This window comes from uncultured Microbulbifer sp. (assembly GCF_947489355.1).
GTDB lineage: Bacteria > Pseudomonadota > Gammaproteobacteria > Pseudomonadales > Cellvibrionaceae > Microbulbifer.
Window position 1 is genome coordinate 15,219 of the sequence record NZ_CANLDD010000040.1, and the last position, 21,836, is coordinate 37,054.

At 54.4% G+C, this 21,836-nt stretch carries 20 protein-coding genes; 2 read left to right on the forward strand and 18 right to left on the reverse strand.

From position 1 onward, the window contains the following. Positions 1 to 4 precede the first annotated feature (4 nt). Both Q1A48_RS14885 and Q1A48_RS14890 read right to left on the reverse strand, forming a co-directional pair. The gene (locus tag Q1A48_RS14885) at positions 5 to 700 is read right to left on the reverse strand and encodes a PspA/IM30 family protein (protein ID WP_299946397.1); all 696 of its coding nucleotides are present in this window, start codon (positions 698 to 700) and stop codon (positions 5 to 7) included. Then, complete coding sequence (locus tag Q1A48_RS14890; RefSeq protein ID WP_299946399.1) at positions 697 to 1,101, reverse strand: DUF2170 family protein; 405 nt, start codon at positions 1,099 to 1,101, stop codon at positions 697 to 699. Before Q1A48_RS14890 ends, Q1A48_RS14885 begins: the two co-directional genes overlap by 4 nt. A gap of 148 nt (positions 1,102 to 1,249) precedes the next feature. Here Q1A48_RS14890 and Q1A48_RS14895 point away from each other — a divergent pair, with 148 nt between their 5' ends. Then, positions 1,250 to 1,564 (forward strand): DUF6471 domain-containing protein, encoded by a 315-nt coding sequence (locus Q1A48_RS14895; RefSeq protein WP_299946401.1) that lies wholly within the window; start codon positions 1,250 to 1,252, stop codon positions 1,562 to 1,564. A 147-nt stretch (positions 1,565 to 1,711) separates the two neighbouring features. Here the strand turns inward: Q1A48_RS14895 and Q1A48_RS14900 are convergent, their stop codons facing one another. The 6 genes from Q1A48_RS14900 to Q1A48_RS14925 all read right to left on the reverse strand — a co-directional run bounded on the left by Q1A48_RS14900 (position 1,712) and on the right by Q1A48_RS14925 (position 10,490). Then, a complete protein-coding gene (locus tag Q1A48_RS14900) occupies positions 1,712 to 1,963 on the reverse strand; it encodes a hypothetical protein (RefSeq protein WP_299946403.1) in 252 nt (83 codons plus the stop codon). A gap of 135 nt (positions 1,964 to 2,098) precedes the next feature. After that, on the reverse strand, positions 2,099 to 4,825 hold the full coding sequence (locus Q1A48_RS14905) for an ATP-binding protein (RefSeq protein WP_299946405.1): 2,727 nt from the start codon (positions 4,823 to 4,825) through the stop codon (positions 2,099 to 2,101). Between the two features lie 78 nt (positions 4,826 to 4,903). Beyond that, the gene (locus tag Q1A48_RS14910) at positions 4,904 to 5,455 is read right to left on the reverse strand and encodes a DUF1524 domain-containing protein (protein WP_299946407.1); all 552 of its coding nucleotides are present in this window, start codon (positions 5,453 to 5,455) and stop codon (positions 4,904 to 4,906) included. A 249-nt stretch (positions 5,456 to 5,704) separates the two neighbouring features. Continuing rightward, on the reverse strand, positions 5,705 to 8,815 hold the full coding sequence (locus tag Q1A48_RS14915; protein ID WP_299946411.1) for an efflux RND transporter permease subunit: 3,111 nt from the start codon (positions 8,813 to 8,815) through the stop codon (positions 5,705 to 5,707). Positions 8,816 to 8,857: 42 nt separating this feature from the next. Further along, complete coding sequence (locus tag Q1A48_RS14920; RefSeq protein WP_299946413.1) at positions 8,858 to 9,922, reverse strand: efflux RND transporter periplasmic adaptor subunit; 1,065 nt, start codon at positions 9,920 to 9,922, stop codon at positions 8,858 to 8,860. A gap of 40 nt (positions 9,923 to 9,962) precedes the next feature. Next, positions 9,963 to 10,490: a TetR/AcrR family transcriptional regulator gene (locus tag Q1A48_RS14925; protein WP_299946416.1), complete on the reverse strand. Its 528-nt coding sequence runs from the start codon at positions 10,488 to 10,490 to the stop codon at positions 9,963 to 9,965. A gap of 173 nt (positions 10,491 to 10,663) precedes the next feature. Between Q1A48_RS14925 and Q1A48_RS14930 the strand changes: the two genes are divergently transcribed. After that, positions 10,664 to 11,044, forward strand: coding sequence for a YchJ family metal-binding protein (locus tag Q1A48_RS14930; protein ID WP_299946419.1), 381 nt, complete (start codon positions 10,664 to 10,666; stop codon positions 11,042 to 11,044). A 199-nt stretch (positions 11,045 to 11,243) separates the two neighbouring features. Here Q1A48_RS14930 and Q1A48_RS14935 read toward each other — a convergent pair whose 3' ends face one another. The 10 genes from Q1A48_RS14935 to Q1A48_RS14980 all read right to left on the reverse strand — a co-directional run bounded on the left by Q1A48_RS14935 (position 11,244) and on the right by Q1A48_RS14980 (position 21,835). Continuing rightward, on the reverse strand, positions 11,244 to 12,203 hold the full coding sequence (locus Q1A48_RS14935) for a lipid A-modifier LpxR family protein (protein ID WP_299946421.1): 960 nt from the start codon (positions 12,201 to 12,203) through the stop codon (positions 11,244 to 11,246). A gap of 706 nt (positions 12,204 to 12,909) precedes the next feature. After that, positions 12,910 to 13,476, reverse strand: a complete 567-nt coding sequence (gene pgsA / locus Q1A48_RS14940; protein WP_299946423.1) for a CDP-diacylglycerol--glycerol-3-phosphate 3-phosphatidyltransferase — start codon at positions 13,474 to 13,476, stop codon at positions 12,910 to 12,912. A gap of 104 nt (positions 13,477 to 13,580) precedes the next feature. Further along, on the reverse strand, positions 13,581 to 15,395 hold the full coding sequence (gene uvrC, locus Q1A48_RS14945; RefSeq protein ID WP_299946424.1) for an excinuclease ABC subunit UvrC: 1,815 nt from the start codon (positions 15,393 to 15,395) through the stop codon (positions 13,581 to 13,583). 40 nt (positions 15,396 to 15,435) lie between these two features. Next, positions 15,436 to 16,089 (reverse strand): UvrY/SirA/GacA family response regulator transcription factor, encoded by a 654-nt coding sequence (gene uvrY / locus Q1A48_RS14950; RefSeq protein WP_299946426.1) that lies wholly within the window; start codon positions 16,087 to 16,089, stop codon positions 15,436 to 15,438. Positions 16,090 to 16,100: 11 nt separating this feature from the next. Further along, positions 16,101 to 16,313 carry a hypothetical protein gene (locus Q1A48_RS14955; protein ID WP_299946428.1) on the reverse strand — a complete coding sequence of 71 codons (213 nt, stop codon included), beginning with the start codon at positions 16,311 to 16,313 and terminating at the stop codon, positions 16,101 to 16,103. Between the two features lie 356 nt (positions 16,314 to 16,669). Next, positions 16,670 to 17,686: a UDP-N-acetylmuramate dehydrogenase gene (gene murB, locus Q1A48_RS14960; protein ID WP_299946431.1), complete on the reverse strand. Its 1,017-nt coding sequence runs from the start codon at positions 17,684 to 17,686 to the stop codon at positions 16,670 to 16,672. A gap of 12 nt (positions 17,687 to 17,698) precedes the next feature. Beyond that, complete coding sequence (gene kdsB, locus Q1A48_RS14965) at positions 17,699 to 18,466, reverse strand: 3-deoxy-manno-octulosonate cytidylyltransferase (RefSeq protein ID WP_299946452.1); 768 nt, start codon at positions 18,464 to 18,466, stop codon at positions 17,699 to 17,701. Then, positions 18,456 to 19,490, reverse strand: coding sequence for a tetraacyldisaccharide 4'-kinase (gene lpxK / locus Q1A48_RS14970; RefSeq protein WP_299946434.1), 1,035 nt, complete (start codon positions 19,488 to 19,490; stop codon positions 18,456 to 18,458). The genes kdsB and lpxK overlap by 11 nt, the downstream gene beginning before the upstream one ends. Positions 19,491 to 19,499: 9 nt before the next feature. Continuing rightward, the gene (gene msbA / locus Q1A48_RS14975) at positions 19,500 to 21,329 is read right to left on the reverse strand and encodes a lipid A export permease/ATP-binding protein MsbA (protein ID WP_299946435.1); all 1,830 of its coding nucleotides are present in this window, start codon (positions 21,327 to 21,329) and stop codon (positions 19,500 to 19,502) included. An 86-nt stretch (positions 21,330 to 21,415) separates the two neighbouring features. Continuing rightward, positions 21,416 to 21,835, reverse strand: a complete 420-nt coding sequence (locus tag Q1A48_RS14980; RefSeq protein ID WP_299946438.1) for a biopolymer transporter ExbD — start codon at positions 21,833 to 21,835, stop codon at positions 21,416 to 21,418. Between the last annotated feature and the right edge of the window lies 1 nt (position 21,836).

Here is a 21,836-nt window from a genome sequence, read left to right on the forward strand (position 1 = left end):
CGATTCAGGCCTTTTCGCGATTCGCCAGCAATTGAGCCAGTTTGTCACTACTGCTGACCTGACCACCGGGTTGGATACCCGCTGCCTTCAGCTTGGCATCGAGGCTCGAGCCGCTCTCTTCAGAGGCCAGCTCTTCCGCCGCTTCCAATTCGGCCGCGCGCTCCTGCTGCTTGCTCTTGATTCGGTCAAGGCTGTCCAGGGCCGTCTTGATCCTGCTGTTGGCCCCCAAGTGGCGGGAAGAGACAGCAACCTGGGCTTTCTGCACAGATTCAGTGGCCTTGATCTGGTCGATCTGCTGTTCCATGCGGCGTACATTGGTCTTGGCCTTGGCAATATTGCCCTTCAGGGAACGCTCTGAGTTCAGAAACCCATCCAGCAGGCTGCGCTCGGTCTGCAACTGCGTCTCCAGCTCAGAAACCCGCTCGGCACACTCCAACGCCAGGTTATTATCGCCCTTCTCACTGGCATTAACCGCGTGGGCGCTGTAAGTTTCAATATCCGCACGCAGGGATTCCACTTTACCTTCCGCCAGCTTGCGCTTGGCCATAATTTTGGTCAGGTTCTCGTCACAGGCTTTCAACTCAGTTTTCGCCTCGCGCAATTCTTGGTCGAGAATACGGATTGACTGGCTGTCCGCTACCGCTTCAGTGCCTTCGTTGACCGCACCTTTCAAGGCAGTCCAGATCTTTCTCAGGCTCATGCTACACCCTCCATTTCAAAATGCTCTGCATACAAATCCAGGAAATCTCTCACATTGGAAAACAGGGTCTCTACCTCCTCGATGACAACTTCATCTTTACTGGACACAGAGAGCGCGCCAAAGGCGACGTAATAGTGCTCACTGCCAATATTTTTAATCGCGATAGCCGTCAGGGGAACCAATTGATGGGTTTGTAATACCATCTCATTGAGCGCGGCCACATCGCCGACCTGGCTCACCGGAAAAAGAATACTCTCGACAACGATCTGCTTCTCACCCACATAAATAAAGGCGTCAACGCCCTCATCGTTGGAAATACTGAGGCAGTCTCCCTCCGGCTCCACTACCCAACCGGTATGACTTTCCGCCAGCTGGCGCAGGCTCTCATTGTTCCAGGTCATCTCAACCCCCTTACTGTGGAATATTGGTCACGAATATAGCATCAAAAAAACAACAGTCAATAGGTTATTTCAAACTTATATTGCAAATAATACACAAAAAGATACTATTTGCCACTTAATGACTATTAACCAGAATGGAGTAAAGCCCATGGATCACAAACAAAGCCTCAGTAATCAGCAGGCACTGGCTCCCTATAAGCAGGCCATTGCCCGCTATGTGCGTGCCTCCATGGCTTTGAAGGGCATGCGCTACAGTGATCTGGCCCAGGCCCTGGCCGAAAGGGGTATTTCAATGACTACAGAAAATCTGCGCAGCAAAGTGAGCAAATGCATGTTTTCAGCGGATCTGCTCGCGGCCATCATTGATGCCTTATCCTTAGAGGACAGCGCCATGACTGAAATCCTTAAGCAGGCTCGGGAACTGCAAGATCACGGACTCAACATCGGTCGGGAGAAAAGCTAACATCTTCTTCTCTTCCGGGCCAGTACACAGGATCACACGCGATGCAGCCGCTATAAGACCCATGCCTGACTGGAGTTTTGGGGCTGTTTTAGCCTTAAGAGCCACCGATTGAACTGTGAGGAAAAACCCGAGACAGTCAACACCGCACTAATAATGGTGAAGCTTGTACACGGGTTCGCCATTGCCGCACTTACCCACAACTTCCGGCTCAGACAGTTTTGCCCCAGCCGGAATTATCTTATTGGTGGGCCACCAGACAAAGCAGGCGTAACGAAAGTTGACCGCCCAGTTGCAGTACAGGCGGCCATCATCTTCCTCGTAAAAGCGCGCCTGGCAAAAGCTCAAAGTCGGACTTCGCACGCCCTGTTGCTGTTGGGCATCCGCAACCATGATATCCATAGCCCCGACAGCAGATACCCAAAAGCAGGGAATCAACAACCACAGTTTCATAGATGCACTCGGTGAAAGTCACAGTTGGACTCCCTTAAAGCCTAGCAGCCCCGGCGCAGCTTTTATTTCAGGCGACCGAATCAATCACTCCGGGATGGCCCCTGTCTCCTCTTCCCTACACTGCTCACCCCGCAAAACCCCGATAATACGCGTGATGCATTCCCGTTGACCCACAGACCAGTGAAGATAGGGCAACGGCAGAACCCGGATGCCAGCCCGGTGCAAAATCTTGTAGGTCCGGGTCGTAAAGTGCTGTTGGTACTCTCCCGGGTAGCCAATCAAGTCCACCCCCAGGATGCAACCCTGATACTCACACACGACATCGACACGCTGGCCTGCGATGGGAAAGTCGATCCAGTGCCGGACACCCGCCTCTTTAAGGCCCGCACTGACCGCCCTGGCAAATTCACAGGAGAAGGTACCCTCTTGGTAACTACGGCCCGCGCCATGACCAAAGGAAATATAACGGCGCAGTAAGTGATCTGATGACAGCAACTCGGGGCTGATTGAATAAGCCACCAGTTGCCGCTCCTTAGCCCGAGTAATCGCCACATTAAACATAGCGGCACCATTGAGATACGTCGCGGCCCGCAGGGATTGGCTATCGATGGCCATTGAGAGAAACATTACATCCCGCTCCTCCCCTTGAAAACCGTATGGTGTGGCGATCCGTACCGAAAAGCTGTGCAGCTTGTCCGCGGAAAAAGCTCTGGAGACCTCTTTAGCCAGGTAGTTGGCCTGTTCCCGATAGGGAGACAGCACACCCACAGATGGTTTAAGCGGCGCATTTTCGTAGCGGTTAAAATGATCGCGCAACTGGGATATGACCCAGTCTTTTTCAACCCTGTTCCTGCCGTTTCTGGCTCTCCGCCCCTCCAGCCGGTGAAAAGTCAACGCCGAAGCGCGCGAGTTCCCGGGCCGCGCCTGCATAACTTTGAGACGGTCAGCATAAAACGCATGGTTGCTGAAAGCGATCAGCTCGGGTTGGCTTCGGTAGTGCTCATCGAGCAGGGTCACCGCATCCTGGCTGCCAAGGGCGTCAGACACCAAGTCCAACAGGGACTGGTCCCGGTAGCTAAATGCCTCCGGTAACTCGCCGCAATGCACCGTCTCTTCCCACAAGCGCTGCTGCTGGTTTGCCGGAAGGAAGGAGACATGCCGAAGCTGCTTTCCATCCCCCACCACAACCGCGCGTTTCGCCCGGTAGAGCGCTGGAAGCGCACTTGCAATATCGCACTGGGTGGATTCATCAAAGATCACCAGATCAAACATGCCACAAGAAAGCGGCAGTATCTCGTTGAGCTCGTCCAGACTTGCAAGCCAGATAGGATAGGCTTGTAGGACAAGATGCATATTCGTCTGTGCAAATCTTTCCGCCTGGGTTTTTGAAGTCCTCGCCCTCAGTGCTTGGTGGAAACTGGCCAGGCTGCGCCGATCTGTAGTTAATAACCGGGCAAGCTTTTCCTGGCGGTAGGTATTGATGTAACGGGCAGCCTGCCGTTCAAACCTATAACGCAACTGGCTGATGCCATCCTGAAAGCCCCACAAGGCTTCTGTCTGTAGGTCCCGACCAAACAGTGGCGCACCCACACGTAATAACCAAGCTGCCCAGCGTCCGGGGCCGAGGACCCTGGCAAGCCGCAGCGCCCGCGCAAAGCGACGCTCGGCTCTGTGCAATGATGTATTTGTAGCCCTCAAACTGCGCTTTAACTTGGTGGCACTCACCTCGGGCAAATCAACCCCCTCCTTGAGCAGGGTATCGAGGTGGGTCTTCAAGCTGCGAACAAAACTCTGCTCGCCCGCATGTACGTAGCCCTCGGTCAGTCCATAGGTTTCCTGTAACTTGTTTCTTACAACATCAATGGCTTCGGAGGTTTTTGAGACAACCAGCACTGAGTCACCATGCAGCATTTGGTCGATCGCCATGGCGGCAATGGTAAAACTCTTGCCCGTACCCGGGGGGCCTGATACGAGACTGAGCGGCAAACGTGCCGCATTGCGTAACGCCCGCTCCTGGGCACTACTGAAGAGCCCCGGCAACATTTCAGGCTCGCTGTCACTTTCAATCAACCGCGCAGGCTCTCCTCCCAGGGCAACCTGTAAAGGGGCCTGGAAATTTCGCGCCTGCACCAATTGACCAAGTTCGTGCAGGACTCCGCGAGACCCTCTGGGCCTGTCCGCCAAAATTACCGCACCGGCACTGACCGGACCCAGCCGTGACGCTTCCATCCGTTCCTGCACCAATGTCTCAGGCTGAAGGTTTGGCCAGCGACTCAATTCCTCAAGTTCTTCCAACAGACTGTATTCCCGCAGCCATCGCCCCATATCCGCCACCTGGGAGGTATCCATGGGAAACCGGGGTAAAGGAAAAGTATTCGTCACCGCCGAATCGATATCCGGCTTCAAAATCTGCCGGAGCAGGGGCAGATTCATGCGGATATCGGTGGTATTTATTTCGGCAAAATAATCATCTTCGCGATAAATTCGAGCGGGAAAATACAGAAGCGGTGAACACAGTGTGCGCCTGGCGGTGAAACCACCTTGAGTGGTGAGATTTCCGCAGACAAAAAAACAGGCATAAATCAGGCGTCGCTCTTTTCGATAGGTATCAGCCAGTTTGGCCAGTTTTTCCGCAACAGGGTTAATCAATGGAATTCGTGGCAGTTCGCCGCTGCTGAGATAATCCGGCTCCTTTAAAAACAAACGGCGGTTGCCCGGCAGTCTGGCAATATTGGCCAGCGACAGATCGTGACTGTCCGCCAGGTAGCAGCGTCGAAAATATTCAATCAATAATTGAAAGTTTGCCTGCATAACCGTCCGCTGATACTACTTTTCGACAAAATACTACCTGAAATAAAAAGGCCGGGACAAATGATCTCTTACCACATCTTAACGCTCACCCGCCAGTGCGTGGAATTGTTTCTTTTCAGCCACACTCAGGCGCAGGCCATACTTTTTCACGATCGACATAAAACGCCGGACATAAATTTTTCCCACCGGTGCGTAAGGTGGCATCCATCGATCGGGGCCTCTGTGCCCTTTGCTCTGGTTATGCCCATCATCCACCAACCACAAGTTTTCAATATCCTCCGCAAATTGCCGTTTCCGCTCACTGCTCCATTCGGCCCCGCCGTGATCATGGGCCCACTTCAAAGGTACTATATGCTCCACATCCAGATCAGATGCCTTGCTGTAAAAATTGCCGGTATAGGGGTCCAACCACAATCCCGTATCCACTTTGCAGCCATTGCTGTGGGTAAAACGCACGGGGGAGAGGGAGAAACGCATCAACAGCTCGTGACGGGTATCCTGACAGTCACTATCGAAATCGGACCAGCGGGGCAGCCATTCCGCACGTTTATACGGTAACGCTACCGCAGAAAAACCAAACAAAAGAAAAGACAAAGCCGTCAGCAGCTTTGAAATTGACCGAACACTCATACAACGACTACCAATCAAATCCAAATTTGCAGCTTAATGGAAAGGCCTGCTTTAGGCTATCGCATACTTCAGATTTTTACCGGGGAGGTACAAGTTTGAAGCGTGAATATTTTATACGAAAAACCCCAGAACAGGATGGATTCAGGTTTGTAAGTACACTCAGAAATAGAATGGGGGCAAAACATTCATCTTCTTTTGCCCCCCGAATTACCCAGTATACCGGGTGTTCTTACCGGGTCTTCCCTGACTCTAGGCAGACACGGATTCTGTGCGGGGTTGCCGCTGCAGCTCCCGTGCGGAATGCTCCTCATATCCGGCCACCTCAGTGGCCTTGACCTTGTGGAAAACCGCGTAGAAGACCGGCACCGCAATCAGAGTCAGCACCGTTGCAAAACCCAGTCCACCCATGATGGTCACCGCCATATCGGCAAAGAAAGCGTCAAACAGTAACGGCGACATCCCCAGTATGGTCGTAACGGCAGCGAGAAATACCGGGCGTAAACGGCTGACACTGGCGCGCTGGATGGCCGTCAGGCGCGGAAGGCCCATTTCAGTCTGCACCTCAATTTCATCCACCAGCACCACGGCATTTTTGATCAACATGCCAGACAGACTCAGTACGCCGAGCAGCGACATAAAGCCAAACGGCAACCCTGTCAGTAACAGGCCAACCACCACACCCACCAGAGACATAGGCACAACCAACCAGATGATCAGCGGTTCACGCACAGTGCCAAACAACAAAATAGAGATCAGGACCATGACCAGAAAGCCAAGTGGCAACTTCTTGCCGAGGGATTCCTGTGCATCCGAAGAGCTTTCGTATTCGCCACCAAACTCCACAGTATAACCCAGGGGCAGTGACAAACTTTCCACCCCGCTGCGGATTCTATTGAATGCCGCCATGGCAGTCACGCCCTCGGGCGCTTCCGCACTGATTGTAATAGTGGGCACCCGGTTGCGGCGCTGAATCAGGCTCTCTTCTGCGGTGGTCTCAAATTCCGTAACCAGTTGGCCGGCGGGAATATAACCCTGCTCGTTGGGACTCCATATAAGCCGGTCCTGCAGGGAGCCTACCCGGTTGCGGTCTTTTTCCGGCATACGCGCAATAATCGGGATAATCCGGTCGCCACTTTCAAATTCCCCCACCCGGTAGCCAGATGTGGCAAACTGAATGGTGCGACTGATATCCGTATTGGTCACCCCCGCTACACGCGCCCGCTCAGGGTCGAGATGCACGCGAACAGTGGCCTCTCGGCTGCGCCAGTTGTGCCGGATATCTTCCAAATCGCCTTTTCGGTAAAGCTGTTCGACCTCCTCAGCCAGGGCACGCAGGGTATTGAAATCCTGACCCGAGATGCGCACTTCCACATCCGCGCCCCCGCCAGGGCCAAATACCAAGCGCTTGAAGGTGATCAAGGCCTCCGGTTGCGCGTTGCGCAACCCTGTCTTGGCACGCTCGATCAACCCCTCAATCTGCTCACGATTTTCCGTACGCACAATCAACTGGCCGTAAGCGGGGTTGGGCGGCTCAGAAGCATAAGTCAGCATAAAACGGTCCGCCCCTCTGCCGGCAACCGCTGTTACGGAAATCACTGCGTCCTGCGCCAACATAAACTCGGTGGCTTCCTGCAGCGCGCTTTCAGTGCGCTTGATATCGCTACCCTGGGGCAGGAAATAATTCACATAAAACAGGGCGGCATTGGAGTTGGGGAAAAAGCCCTGTTTGACAAAACCGAAACCGATATAACTGAGCAGCGTCACCACAACCAGCACCGCGATGGTGCGGCCGCGTCGATTCAACGCACCGGACAGGGCACGGGCATACATACGATAAAAGCGCCCACTGTAAAGATCATCGTCGCTCCTGGCAGTTTTTACCGGCTTGAACAGGTGATAACCCAAATAGGGCGTAATAGTAATCGCCAGCACCCAGCTGAGCACCAGGGAAATACCAATCACAGCAAACAGGGAGAAGAGGAATTCACCGGTGGCATCATCGGACAACCCGATTCCGGAAAAAGCCATAATGCCGATGATGGTCGCTCCCAGAAGCGGCCAGAATGTCTGACGTACCACGCGCCGGGCAGCACTCTGGGGTGCCTCTTTCCTCTGCACACCCATCAGCATCCCTTCGGCCACCACAATGGCATTATCCACCAGCATCCCCATGGCGATAATCAGGGCACCGAGAGAAATGCGCTGCAGATTCAAACCGAACAAATTCATAATCAGCACGGTACCAAGCACCGTAAGACCGAGCACAACACCGACAACCACACCAGAGCGCCAGCCCATAAACACACATAACACCAGGGTAACAATCACTATGGAAGAAACAAGATTGAACAGGAACCCCGTAACACTCTCTTCTACCACTTTGTGTTGTTCGTAAACCGGGTGGATGTCCACACCCAGAGGCAAGCCCTGCTTGAGCTCTGCCAGCTTGGCTCCCACAGCCATTCCCACATCGACGATATTGGTGTCCTCAGCACCAGCCACACCAATCAAAATGGCCGGCTTACCATTAAAGCGCGCGCTAAAACCCGGGTTTTCATGGTAACCCAGAGAGACATCGGCAATATCCCGCACTGCCAGCATAGCGGTGGAACCGGGAACACCCACCAGAATGTTGCGAACCGATTCCAGATCACTGGCCGGATTGTCCACCACAATACGGGTGCGCAGGTCCTGCCTGCCGATCTCCCCCTCTTGCTGGGTGACACTTTCCACCCGCAGCACCTGAGCCAGGTCATCCAGGGAGAAACCAAACTGTGCGAGGCGGGATTCGTCAATATTGAGGTAGGCCACGTCATCAATGGTGCCAGAGCGGGATACCTTAGCCACCCCCTCAACACCCAATAGCTCGCGACGAATGGCCTTGGTGATTTCACGCATTTCCGCCTGCGAAAAACCATCACCGGTGACCGCATAGTAAATGCCGTACACTTCACCGAAATCGTCGTTGACCACAGATTCCATGGCGCCACTGGGCAGCTCACTCTGCGTGTCGTTGACCTTGCGGCGCAGTTCATCCCAAACCTGTGCCAACTCCTCCGAATTATACTGATCCTTGACCTGTACCCGAATTTCCGACATGCCGGGGCTGGAAGTGGAGGTCACCTTATCGAGCTGTCCCATCTGCTGGATAGCAACCTCGAGCTTTTCGGTGACCTCCTCTTCAACCCGACGAGCACTGGCCCCCGGATACAAGGTAAAAACACGGGCCTCTTTAATGGTAAAGGCAGGATCTTCAAGACGGCCAATATCCGTTAGCGCCCAGAGGCCGCCGATTAGACAAATCAGTATCAGCAGCCAGCTGTATACCGGCCGCTGGATAAAAACATCAGAAATTTTCAAGATACTTCCCCACCCCTACCAGGCCCACAGGTCAAACGGATATTAGCGCTGTACATAATTGCGTACTTTTGCACCGTCATAGAGATGCTGACCGCCAGCGGCGACCAGTTTCATCGCTGGCGACAAGCCTTCAACAACTTGCACCGCTTCACCGTCAGTGCGCCCGAGGGCGACCTGGACTCTGGATACTGACTGGTCCACATTGATCTGCCAGACATAAGGCTTACCTTCGGCATCAGTCTGGATTGCCGCCAGCGGAACCCACAGATCTCCCCTTTCCTGTTTCAACTTCACCTTCACCCGTGCCGTCATACCGGGGAGAATTTGTACTTTCTCTGGGCGCGGCATGCCCAGTTCAACGATATAGGTCTGGGTCACGCTGTCCGCCTCCGCCTGGTGCTCCCGGTATTCAAGAGCAAATGCCTGTCCCGGCAGGAATTCAAATTCTGCATTGACCGAACTGATCTGGTCCTTACTGACAGTTGCCAGCATTTTTTCCGGCACCGAAATCTGGATGCGTACTTCAGAAATGTTCTGCAGCCGCACAATGGCCTGGCCGGGCTGCACATTGGTGTAATTTTCCACCAGCTGGCGGGTAGCAAGCGCATCAAAGGGCACGCGCAGTTTGGTATAGGCCAAGTCCTGCTCGGCCTTTTCCAGAGCCACTTTTGCCAGATTGAAATTACTCTCGGTTTCGTCGAGCTGTTGCTGGGATATCACTTTTGATCCCGCCAGAGAGCGCTGGCGTTTCAGGGTCTTCTCCAGCAGCTCTACATTGACACGGGCCTCTTTTACCCTGCGGCGGTAGTCCCGGTCGTCCAACTCCGCAATCAGGGTACCCTTGGGAAGAATTTCTCCCTCTCGAATATTCAACCTGTTCAGTTTGCCCCCCACCTGGAATGAGAGATCCACACTCTGCACCGCTTTCACCCGTCCGGCAAACTGGCGATCCGTAGACCCAGCATCGCTGGTGACAGTGGCAACCTTGACCGGCAACAGGTGCTCGATCTGGCGCTCATCCCCTTCCGAGCCGGAACACCCTGCAAAAAGCACCACAGTGGCCACCAGCAAGAGCAGGGAGCAACGACAATGTATCGACAAATTCATATTCCTTATCCACAAACTTGGTTAACTGGAAATCAAAGCTTCAGGCGAGATCGGTCGAAAGCATTAGCAGGCGTTCGCGAAGACGCTCGAACAATGGGTCCTCAATCTCCAAAACCCCCAAAACACGCCCGAGAAACATACCCTGGGCCGCCAGGATCAAAAGCAGGGCCAATTCGGGGTCACGATAGATTTTGGCCAATTCACTGCGCAACGCAGCCTGCTTGGCCTTGAAAGGGTCGAGCAGTGCCGGATTCTCTGCCACAGCCGCTATCAGAGATCGCGGCAGGGATTCATCATCCTCCATCAGTTCAAAAATGGCATTGAGCCGAGCGATCAGCAAACCAGCTCCCGACGCGACGGAGGCCTCGGTACTGGCATATTCCCTGTCAACGGCTGCCTGCAGCATGGCCTTGATCAGCGACTGCTTGGTGGGAAAGTGATGAATGAGCCCCCCCTTGCTGAGGCCGCAATGGGCAGCGACTGCATCCAGGGTGAGCTTGCGCGCACCTCTCTCCCGCACCACCGCTTCCGCCGCGCGCACTATGGTAGCCTTATCGACTTTTGGCACATGGCCTCCTGGGAACCCTCAAATAAAACCGACTGGTCGGTATATTATCTCAAGCCGAGGCAATGTCAAGCCATGTTACTCTACGGCCCCATCACTCAAGGTTAAAAAGTGTGTGCCAGGGCACTCTATGACCCATTGGACACTGCCCTGCAGTTTCCTATCTGGAGTATTTAATGTCGATCCTACTCTGCCCCTGCGATTCGGGCGAAAATCTGAAAGCCTGCTGCGGCCTCTACCTTTCCGGCAAAGCCTACCCAAGTACAGCCACATCTCTGTTGCGCAGCCGCTACAGTGCCTATGCCACAGGCAACCTGACCTATTTGCACAAGACCTGGCACCCCGATACCCGCCCAAATCTTCGCGCGCAAGACCTGGTAACCCAATGGACACATCTGCAGATAATCAGGGTCAAGCCAGGGCTGAAGCACTCTGTCGCGGAGTTTAAAGCGCTGTACAGGGACGGAGATCAGAAGTGTGAAGTTCGCGAGATTTCCCTGTTCAAACTGTACAGGAAGCGCTGGGTCTATCTGCAAACTTGCGCGGATTGGCCATAAAAAGTCCTGGAATACTGCTTTAATTATTCTGCAACAATACATGGGCCGAGCAGGCTCCGTGGGACAACATCCCCGCAGAAACGTTTTGGCATCCAGGCTTTTCTCACCGCCTTTTACGTTGACAAAGCAAACATCTGTGATCTTCGGCTGCACTGGCTTTTCAGCGGCGCCTCTCAAGCGGGCCGCGAGAAGATCTATTTTAAAAAAACTTTTTGAAAATTAGAGACATAACAAAGTTTCCGGAGGGAGTGCCACCAATTAAAAAGCTACTCTCCATACGACTTTGTGATGCATAGGCCTTGGAATTATACCTTATATCCACACCCGCTTCATAAGCGCCAAAACCCCAAAACACCCCCAAATTGGCCACTGTAAGCGCTTTCTCTGGGATCACCCCATAACTATATTGCTTTACGCCGCTTCTAACTTTTGAATTTCCCTCCAAAAAAATATTTCTCACCACTGCTGTATGTTCAAGACCGGCTTGAACAAACCAATAAAAATCACCGTCAGGTTGGGTTGAGACACTGCTGAAAGCCGGCAGCCGACTGCCCAGCATCAAACGAAGCCCAACCCCATGCTCCCTAATAATATTACCGCTTCTCCAGCGAAGGTAAGGTACCGCGCGGTAAACCAACCCCCCTTTTTGAAATGCGGACAGAGGAATTTTATAGTCAAGCTGTAACTCTGGCATGAATCCCCATTCGTTATAAACTTGGGAGCGCCAACCTTTGGGGAACGTGGACCCGGTAGCCCTGTGTATCCACTCTTGCATCACTCGCGCACCGGATCTGGGGCCCGTGCTGCCAATATCCAAGGTAACATCAGCACGCCAGTTGGCGGAAATCTGGTAGTGGTAGTTGACGCCCAAATAGGCCCATCCGCCATAGGGGTGTTCACCATTGGCCGGCGCGGGCTTTGCAAGATTTTCCGGAGTATAGATATCCTGGCCCAAACGCAGCGTAAACGGACTGCTTGCCGACCTCCAGGTTAAAAGGAGTCCGCCGGTATAATCCCTATCCGTCTGGAAAGGAGCGTCGTTCGCCACCTCGATCTGAAGCTGGCCTTTTGCTGTACCGGCCGCCCCAACTGGCAGCGAATCCATGGCAGAGAGCAAAACAACCACTAACAACAGGAAATTCTTGGCACTGTGCTCCATATGCCACTCTTACTTCGCCTGTCCCTTAAGAAGCCAAATCCGATCTCGCTCCGTTGCACTCTCGCACTACTGGTTGCAACAAGGGTATTCCAGCCCCCTCAAAGCCCTGACTGGAGGAGCCCCCTCACTCTGCCACCTCTCACCTTTTCAGTGTCAACAGCCCAATTGTGTCGGGTGAAGTACTGCTTGTTTACCTAAAGGCCGGAGCAGAAATGGTGACCAGTCCCAATCAACTTGCCCCTCACTGACCCAGCTCTACTCCGTGGCGGGCGCAACAGCGATATACTGGCCCCTGAATCAACATCACAATACAAATACTCGCAGCTCAATTTGAACTCTAGCAGGTTGTTGAAAAAGGCCTTCCATGACTTTTTTCAACTTGGGTTTGCGGCGCATGCCCGCAAACCCTCCACGACAAATCAAACACTTACAGGCTTGATTTGCGGCCCGAACATCCCTGTTCGCGTTATCAGGCTGCTAAAAAATGTTTTTTCAACAGTCTGCAAGCAAATTGGCAACAAAAGGATGAGATGAGAAGCGCCCGTTCAAAAATCACAATGGCTGGCAGAGCCACTCCGCAACGGACTCGGTCCGCTTCTGGAGCCGAAATACACCTAATGAGGGGGGCTATCACATTGCGGCTGCGGTACCCCCCTTTGCCTTATGGCGCCGATGGGTACCAACAGTGACTTAAAAAGACAGTGGGCTAGGGGGGGGTGTGATTATTTGCCATCAGGGTTGGCCAGGCAGCGCGCAGGTACATAACCATTGTCCACAGGGTCAGCGCAGCGGCGATATACAACAGTAAATACCCAAGGGTTTCCATTAGCGGATACTCCCGCACATCGAAGGCAAGCAATACGATAATAGCCGCCATCTGTGCCGTAGTCTTGACCTTGCCCACATAGGATACGGCAACACTGCTGCGCTGACCAAACTCCGCCATCCATTCCCGCAGACCGGATACCGCAATTTCCCGGCAAATAATCACTGCTGCTGCAATAGTAAACCAGGCATTTTTGTGCAAGCCCACAAGCAGCACCAGGGCGGTAGCCACCATCAGCTTGTCCGCGACGGGGTCCAGGAAGGCACCAAATGCCGTGCTTTGATTCAGTTTTCTTGCCAGGTAACCGTCGAGCCAGTCGGTTGCGGCGGCGGCGGCAAAAATAACTGCCGAGGCGACATAGCTCCATTGATACGGCAGATAGAAAACCATCACCAAGACGGGTATCAATCCGACACGAAGCAATGTCAACTGGTTGGCAAGTGTCATACTTTTCTCTGTTCTTGATGGGGGGCGTACGTTAACAAGCCGTTGCACAAAATGAAACGTCCAGTGAAACAGCCGGACAATAATTCATCAGTTCTATCACCCAATTATTCCTGGTGCAGTAGCGAGTATATAGTTTGTGCGAGTTTGCGGCTGATTCCCTTCACACTGGCAATTTCTGTCGCTGTGGCCCGCTTGATTTCCTGCAGACCGCCAAAATGGCGCAGCAATGCCCGTCGACGAGCGGGCCCCACCCCGGCGATGCCCTCCAGGGGCGACTCCCGCCGCTTCTTGTCCCGGCGCGCCCGGTGGCCCGCAATGGCAAACCGATGTGCCTCATCGCGAACCCGTTGAATCAAATGCAAAGCGGGCGAATCGGAAGACAGTACAAGCTCTTTGTTACTGGAAACCACATGGAGGGTTTCAAAGCCCGCTTTGCGCGTCGTGCCCTTGGCAACGCCGATGATCTGTACACCAACCACACCCAGTGCATTGAGAGCGTCCACCGCTTGACCAACCTGACCCTTTCCGCCATCAATCAACAGAATATTGGGAAACTTGCCCTCGCCCCCTGACAAGCGGGTATAACGTCGCTTGAGCGCCTGACCCACGGCCGCATAATCATCCCCGGCCTGGATGCCCTTAATATTGAACCGGCGGTAATCCGACTTGACCGGACCGCCGGTATCAAATACAACACATGACGCCACCGTAGCCTCACCTGATGAATGGCTGATATCGAAGCACTCCAACCTTTCCGGAAGCTGCTCCAACCCAAGCGCGTCCTGCAGCGCTTCAAAGCGATCGAACAGCCTCTGCTGCGCGGCGGTACGGCTGCTCAAATTCTGCCGGGCCGCCTGTTGCGCCATCTCCACCCAAGTGGCGCGCTTGCCGCGCAATTTGTGCGCTATGGTAACCTCGCGCCCACTCTGGGCGCCCAGGGCCTGCTGCAGCGGCACCACATCCTCCAGGGCTTCGGACACAAGAATTTCGCGGGGGATTTCCCGCGCACTGCCGATATAGAACTGCGGTACAAAGGCAGACAACAGCGCAGCATGGCTCAGCCCGAGACGCTCGCTGGGAAAATAACTGCGACTGCCCAATATTCTCCCCAGGCGGATAAACAGCACATGTACACAACAGCTGCCGCTCTCACTGGCAACCCCAAGCACATCCACATCACCGCTGTCGCCCTCGGCCACCTGATCAGCCTGGAGGCGTCGCAATGCGGAAATCTGGTCGCGCAAGCGCGCGGCCTTCTCGAATGCCAGAGCCTTGGAGGCATCGTCCATTTCATCGGCCAATTCCCGAATAATACTGTCGCTTTTGCCGCTGAGAAACATCTCAGCGTGACGCACATCCTGACGGTACTCCTCCTCACCGATGAAATGCACACAGGGCGCCGTGCAGCGCTGGATCTGATATTGCAGGCAGGGTCTTGAACGGTTACGGAATACGCTGTCTTCACAGGAGCGGATTCGAAAAGTCTTTTGCAGGAAATTCAGGCTCTCACGCACCGAGGACGCATTGGGAAAAGGGCCAAAATAGCGTCCCTTCCTGCATTTGGCACCGCGATGCAAACCAATGCGTGGGAAAGCATCGCTGCTGGAAAGAAAAATATAAGGATAACCTTTGTCATCTTTCAGCATGACATTGAAAGGTGGGCGCTGCGACTTGATCAGGCTTTGTTCCAACACCAGCGCTTCCGTCTCACTGCGCGTGACAGTAACCTCTATGGTGTTGATGCGCTGCACCAGGGCCATGGTCTTGGTGGTGAGGCCAGAACTGCGAAAATAACTGGAAAGGCGGTTGCGCAGATTTTTCGCCTTGCCCACATAGAGAATATAATTGTTGGCGTCAAACATCTGGTAGACGCCCGGCTTTCGGGTAACGGTGGAAAGAAAACGCTTGCTGTCAAACATCTGGCAGTCATTTTTATGGGCCGGCACCTGCCCGCTAAAATTAAAGGGCCGCCTCGGGATCGAGTATCTGGTATTTGACTGCGAGCAGGGTCAATTCAACATCACTGCTGATATTCAACTTCTCGAAAATCCGGTAACGGTAGCTGTTTACTGTTTTGGGGCTGACAGAGAGCGTCTGGGCGATCTCTGCAACCTTGGCCCCATTGACGATCATATCAGCGGTCTGCAGTTCACGCTTGGAAAGTTTTTCGAACGGAGAGCGGTTACCCGTTTGGCCGGAGACATTGCGCAGTGCCATTTTGGTCGCCATGGACTTGCTGATATACGGTTCACCGGACACCACGGTGCGAATTGCGAGGACCATCTCTGCCAGGTCGGCGCCCTTGGTGACATACCCCCGGGCGCCCGCCTCGATCAAGCGACCGGGGAACAAATCGTCATCCAGCGCACTCACCGCGACAACTCTCGCCTGCGGACAACGGCGGAGCAGCTTTCGGGTCGCTTCGAGCCCGCCCATGCCGGGCATTTTTACATCCATGAGAATCACATCGACTTCGCGCTGGCGCACAAATTCCAGGGCTTCCTCGCCACAATTTGCCTCGCCAACGACCTCTACTCCCTCGACATCACTCAACATGCGCGAAATCCCCATTCGCACAAGATCGTGATCGTCTACCACCAAGACTTTGATCAAGCTATCCCCAACTACGGATAAGTGCAGCGATTGCGCAGCGTCTTCATCCCCACCGCCTGCGCCCTCGAAACTGCCTTCTTTTTCTTAATTGCGGGGAAACTGCCCCGCACAGATCCACCCCAAGAATCCAACGACAACATACCAGACAAAAACGCTACCGCAAAGCAAAATTGGCGTTTCAAATGCTGCCAAAAAGTCTGATCGGCAAAGAATTCTGCTGCCATTATACGCAATCGTTACACTGTAAAAACGTACCAAGTTATTTTCCTGCAATCAACAGGTTTTTATTCCGCACGATTTGCACGGCAAAAAGTCAGATAACGAAGATTCTATGGATAATAGAATTAGAAATATATTTAATACAATTAAATTTCTTTTAGTTATAGATACTGGGATCTGCGCCACAACACAAATCTCTGTTGAACCCGATGACTTAAGCAATGATTGGACGTCAAGATTCCGCCTAAAGCCTCGTGCCAGGGTAACCGCATAGGCAGCAGGGAGCGATATGGAAATAACAGGGCTGTAGAAGGCGCTGGATTGGCGCCGTCAAGGGCCACCGCTCAGCCGGAGCGCCCCACTATGGGTAGTAGCGTGGCTCGGGTTCCAGTGACACACCAAATTTTGCACGCACGTCAGCGGCGATCTCCTTGGCCAGCCCCGTCAGTTCATCCCCATTACCTCTGCCGGGGTTGACCAGCACCAGGGCCTGAGAATCGTGCACCCCCACAGCATTGCGCCGGGCCCCCCGCCAACCGGCGCGATCAATCAACCATGCCGCAGCCAACTTCCAGCGATCCCCCACCGCAAAAGCCACCAAATCCGGGTGTGCCACCCTAAGGCTTTCATAGCGAGCGGTATCTACGACAGGATTCTTGAAAAAACTGCCGGCATTGGGAATTATTTCCGGCAAAGGCAATTTGCTATTGCGGATATCACTCACTGCTCGCGCCACCAGAGCCGGCGTCAGCGCGGCGCGGTCCCAGTTGCGTTTTTGTAGATACTCGCGCAGTGCAGGATAGCCGATATAGGGCTGCCATTTGCCGGGAAGCACCAGGCTCACCTGGGTGATGATGTACTGGTCTCGCAGCGAGCCTTTGAACACACTGTCGCGGTAGGCAAAGGCGCAGTCCCCGGTATCGAATGTATGTATTTCCCCGCTGGCAATTTCCATTGCTTGCAAGCTGCTAAAGCGATCGCGCAACTCAATCCCATAGGCACCGATGTTCTGAATTGGCGCTGCACCCACCTTGCCCGGAATCAAGGCAAGGTTTTCCAGCCCACCCAATCCTTTTTTCACCGTCGTCATCACCAATTGATGCCAATTCTCACCGGCGGCGGCGCTGACAGTGTGACCAAGGTCCTCCGACTTAAGTGAGAGACCACGAAGATCCAACTGGATAGCCAGACCGGGGAAATCCCCGGTCAACACGATATTGCTGCCGCCACCCAAGGGCAAAATGGGAAGGCGCCGCCGCCGCGCAAACGCCAAAGCTTCCCGCAACTGATCCAGCGTTCGCACCCGCGCAAAATGGGCACTCTGAGCAGGTATTGCCAGGGTATTATGGGGTTGTAAATCGATATCGGCTTCTATCATCGGGAAACAGCTTTAGCCGAAAAGTGCCCGTACACGCTGAAGATCCCGCTCGGTATCTATACCGCCAGGCACTTCCGCACAGGCATCGGCCACATGGATATGTTCATCGTGGTACAAAAAACGCAGCTGTTCCAGCGCTTCGAACCGCTCAAGCGGGGCCACAGGCCAGGATACGAAGCTTTGCAACAGCGCCACCCGGTAGGCATAGATACCAATATGTCGGCGAGGTTCCAGGCCAACGGGCAGTTCAATGGCTTCCAGGCTAAAGGCATCCCGCGGCCAGGGTATTGGTGCGCGGGAAAAATAGCGCGCCATCCCCGATTTTGCAGTGACGACTTTTACAATATTCGGATTGCGAAAGTCGTCCGGGGTATGAATAGGCTCCGCCAGGGTGGCCACACCGGCGCGCCCATTTACCGCGAGATTGTGCGCGACCTGATTGATAACCCGGGCCGGGATCAGAGGCTCATCCCCTTGTACATTCACCAGCACGCGGTCATCGGCGAGCCCGAGATTCATCGCCACTTCCTGCAGGCGATCGGTGCCGGAGGCATGATCCGCCGAGGTCATACACACCGCCCCACCGAATGCCCGCACAGCTTCGGCTACGCGCATATCGTCAGTGGCGACAATCACCCGCTCGGCACTGCTCTCCCGCGCCCGCTCATAGACATGCTGCACCATGGGTTTGCCGGCAATATCCGCCAGGGGCTTGCCCGGTAATCGACTGGCCGCGAAACGGGCGGGAATAATAACATCGAAAGAGCAATTATTTTTCATCATCAGAAAACTGCTGCAGGTGCCGATGCACCTTTTGATAAAATAGATCGGGTAACTTGGCGCGTACCTCCAGCGCCCACCAGTGGCTCTGCCAGAAGTCGCGGCATTTTACCGCATCCTTCATCGTCATGATGACCGGTGTTTTGCCATCAAAGTGCAGCTCCTGCGGACTGAACTGATGGTGATCGGCAAAGGGTTGCTCCATCACCTTAAAGCCGAGTTGGCGAAGTGCGCGGAAAAAGCGCTGCGGGTTGCCGATCGCCGCCACCCCGTGGCAGGGACCGGGTTCCGGCCCCGAGAGCAGTCGCAGTGTAGAAGTCTGATCGAGGTTGAATTGATGCCAGCAGGATGGCTCCAGTGTCATCTGGAAATCCAGCAGATCTCCGCACTGCTGCCTGACTCCCGTATCGGGCTTGCCGTTACTCACCACAATATCCACAGCCCGCAAACGGGTTTCGGGCTCTCTCAGGGGGCCACAGGGCAGCAAATGGCCATTGCCGAGACCGCGCAGGCCATCCACAACACAAATTTCCAGGCTGCGCCAAAGATTGTAATGCTGCAAACCGTCATCGGACAAAATGACATTGCACTGGTGATAATCAATCAGTGCCCGGGCCGCCTCTGTTCGATTGGGGGAAACCATCACCGGCACACCGGAAATCAGGTGCAGCATCAGTGGTTCATCACCGGATTCCAGCGGGTGCGACTGGGCCGTAACCTGGTAGGGATAGCGCTTGGCGCGGCCGCCGTATCCGCGACTGACAATACCGGGGTTTCTACCCCGCTCTTTCAACCAGCGCGCGAGTTCCGCCACCAACGGCGTTTTGCCGGCACCACCAACTGTGATATTACCCACCACAATGACCGGCGCCGGTAGTGGCGGTGGCGGCGTGCGGGCCAGCCTGACCCTGCGCCGCTCGATCAATTGACGGTAGAGCATCTCCAGTGGTGTGAGCAGGTACAGAGCCCGCCTCCCGCCCTGTTTCGGATACCAGCGCGTATTCAACCAGTCTTCCAGTGACATCCCTGTGCCCTACCCCATCGCCTGCCGTTGCAACAATACGGCATAATGCCCCCCGCGTGCGAGCAACTCCGTGTGACTACCGCTCTCCACTATACGGCCCCTCTCCATCACCAGGATCCGATCGGCATTTTCGATCGTACTCAGGCGATGGGCAATGACAAACGTAGTGCGGTTTTTCATCACCTCCTTCAGGCCGGCCTGAATATGGCGTTCGGACTCATTATCCAATGCCGAAGTCGCCTCGTCCAGAATAAGAATGGGAGCATCCTTGAGCAGGGCCCGTGCGATCGACAGACGCTGGCGCTGACCGCCGGAGAGCGTCTGCGCATTGTCACCCAGGGCGGTCTCCAGCCCCTGTGGCAGTGCTTCGATAAATTGAGCCGCATGCGCCTGTTCTATGGCGCGCAGTACATTTTCCCGAGGGGCATCTTCCAGTTCGCCATAGGCGATATTGCGGTAAACGGTATCGTTAAATAAGACGATATTCTGCGATACCATACTGATATGATGGCGCAATTCGGTGACAGGTACAGCGGAGATATCTGTGCCATCCACCAGAATGCACCCGCCACTGGGTTCATAAAAACGGGCCAGCAGACTTACCAGGGTACTTTTGCCGGAACCCGAAGCCCCGACCAGGGCCACCGTTTCACCCACTCCCACAGAAAAGCTGATCCCTTCAAGGACTTTTGGTGCCGCCTCATCATAGCTGAACTCCAGCGCTTCAAAACTGACCGCCCCGCGCACCGGCCTGGGTAACCTCTGCTTGCCCCCCTGCGGCTCCTTGGGTGCATCCATCACCTCGAAAATACTCTCCGCCGCGGCAATGCCTTTTTGAATATCCGCAAACACCTCGGAGAGACTGCGTACCGGTTTCGCCAGGGAGGCCGCAGCGCCGATATAGGCGGCAAAAACCCCCGCAGTCATGGACTCCACCATACCTGGTGCCAGAGCCAGCCATACAATGGTAGCCGTCGAGAGCCCCACCAAAATCTGGATAACCGACACACTGGCAGTATTGGTCACCACCAGCTTCATAAATTGTCTGCGATTGTTGTCACTGGCTGACAGAAAACGGGAACGCTCATAAGCCTGGCCACCATACATACGTACAACCTGGTAGCCATTGATGGCTTCCTGGGTGACGTGGGTAACATCTCCCATGGAGTTCTGGATACGATGACTCAATTTGCGAAACCGCTTGCCGACCACCCGCACAATAAGGGCGATCAGTGGCGCAAACAGAAAAAAGGTCAACGTGAGTTTCCAGTTCACCAACAGCAGGTATATCAACAGGCCAAGCGTGGTAAAGGATTCGCGGAAAAGCACTTTGATCGCCTTGGTGATGGCGTTGGTAACCTGCTCGACGTTATAGGAGACCTTGGAAATCAGGTAGGCGCCGGTATAACGGTCAAAATAGGCACTGGGAAGCTGGCCGATCCTTTCGAACAATTCGGTGCGAAGCTGGTGAATCACTGCGCGCGCCACATGGGAAAGACCGTAGCTGCCAATAAAGTTGCCCAGCGCCCGCAACACAATAATCAAGAACATCGCCAGGGGAACCAGCCAGCGCGCGGTTTCCTGGGGCATCACGCCTCCGGCATAGTGAGAGGCTACAAATTTTGAGAGAAAACCGCGATTCTCCTGAATACCCGCCCCCACCGCATCGAGCAGCAGCTCGGTTACGGCAATCAGGCTGACCCCCATCACAGAAAACAGCAAAAAACCCAGGACTGCAACACCAAAGATGGCAATATGCGGTCGGGCGTAAATGAGCAGACGGCGATAGGTTTGCGCCCCTCGTTGCGGTTTGCTGGGGGACGGGATTTCTCTCTTCATACAGACCAATGAATGGATTCACCCAAACGGGATGAATGCACGCGCGAATCTCACCATCCACCACGGCCAGATACAGACTCTGCGCGCTAGTTTTGTTCCGGTTGCCGTGTAGTAATGCTTAGGTTGACAAAACCCAACTGTCCAGCGGCATCCATTGCCCGAACCACGGCTTGATGATGGGCTGTGGCGTCGGCGGTGATCACAAGCGGGCGATTGTACTCGCCTGCGGAAACTTCTGACAGCGCGGATTTCAAGGTGGTCAGTTTTTTGTTGATTAAAGGCTGACCTTCCACAGCGTAACCACCATCCGCACTGATCAAAATTTCCACAGCACGGGGCTGCTCTGCCGCCTGGGGCCCAGCGGCTTCCGGCAGGTTCAGCTTGAGGTGGCTCTCCTTGGTAAAGGTGGTAGACACCATAAAGAAAATCAACAGGAGAAAAACCACGTCAATCAGCGGCGTGAGGTTCACTCCATCAGACTCTTTGGCTTGACGGCGAAAGTGCATG

Bases quoted from the DNA above. Each gene is read 5' to 3' on its own strand.
- Q1A48_RS14885 (WP_299946397.1), bottom strand. From the start codon at position 700: ATGAGCCTGAGAAAGATCTGGACTGCCTTGAAAGGTGCGGTCAACGAA.
- Q1A48_RS14890 (WP_299946399.1), bottom strand. From the start codon at position 1,101: ATGACCTGGAACAATGAGAGCCTGCGCCAGCTGGCGGAAAGTCATACC.
- Q1A48_RS14895 (WP_299946401.1), top strand. From the start codon at position 1,250: ATGGATCACAAACAAAGCCTCAGTAATCAGCAGGCACTGGCTCCCTAT.
- Q1A48_RS14900 (WP_299946403.1), bottom strand. From the start codon at position 1,963: ATGGATATCATGGTTGCGGATGCCCAACAGCAACAGGGCGTGCGAAGT.
- Q1A48_RS14905 (WP_299946405.1), bottom strand. From the start codon at position 4,825: ATGCAGGCAAACTTTCAATTATTGATTGAATATTTTCGACGCTGCTAC.
- Q1A48_RS14910 (WP_299946407.1), bottom strand. From the start codon at position 5,455: ATGAGTGTTCGGTCAATTTCAAAGCTGCTGACGGCTTTGTCTTTTCTT.
- Q1A48_RS14920 (WP_299946413.1), bottom strand. From the start codon at position 9,922: ATGAATTTGTCGATACATTGTCGTTGCTCCCTGCTCTTGCTGGTGGCC.
- Q1A48_RS14930 (WP_299946419.1), top strand. From the start codon at position 10,664: ATGTCGATCCTACTCTGCCCCTGCGATTCGGGCGAAAATCTGAAAGCC.
- Q1A48_RS14935 (WP_299946421.1), bottom strand. From the start codon at position 12,203: ATGGAGCACAGTGCCAAGAATTTCCTGTTGTTAGTGGTTGTTTTGCTC.
- pgsA (WP_299946423.1), bottom strand. From the start codon at position 13,476: ATGACACTTGCCAACCAGTTGACATTGCTTCGTGTCGGATTGATACCC.
- uvrC (WP_299946424.1), bottom strand. From the start codon at position 15,395: ATGTTTGACAGCAAGCGTTTTCTTTCCACCGTTACCCGAAAGCCGGGC.
- Q1A48_RS14955 (WP_299946428.1), bottom strand. From the start codon at position 16,313: ATGGCAGCAGAATTCTTTGCCGATCAGACTTTTTGGCAGCATTTGAAA.
- murB (WP_299946431.1), bottom strand. From the start codon at position 17,686: ATGATAGAAGCCGATATCGATTTACAACCCCATAATACCCTGGCAATA.
- kdsB (WP_299946452.1), bottom strand. From the start codon at position 18,466: ATGAAAAATAATTGCTCTTTCGATGTTATTATTCCCGCCCGTTTCGCG.
- lpxK (WP_299946434.1), bottom strand. From the start codon at position 19,490: ATGTCACTGGAAGACTGGTTGAATACGCGCTGGTATCCGAAACAGGGC.
- msbA (WP_299946435.1), bottom strand. From the start codon at position 21,329: ATGAAGAGAGAAATCCCGTCCCCCAGCAAACCGCAACGAGGGGCGCAA.
- Q1A48_RS14980 (WP_299946438.1), bottom strand. From the start codon at position 21,835: ATGCACTTTCGCCGTCAAGCCAAAGAGTCTGATGGAGTGAACCTCACG.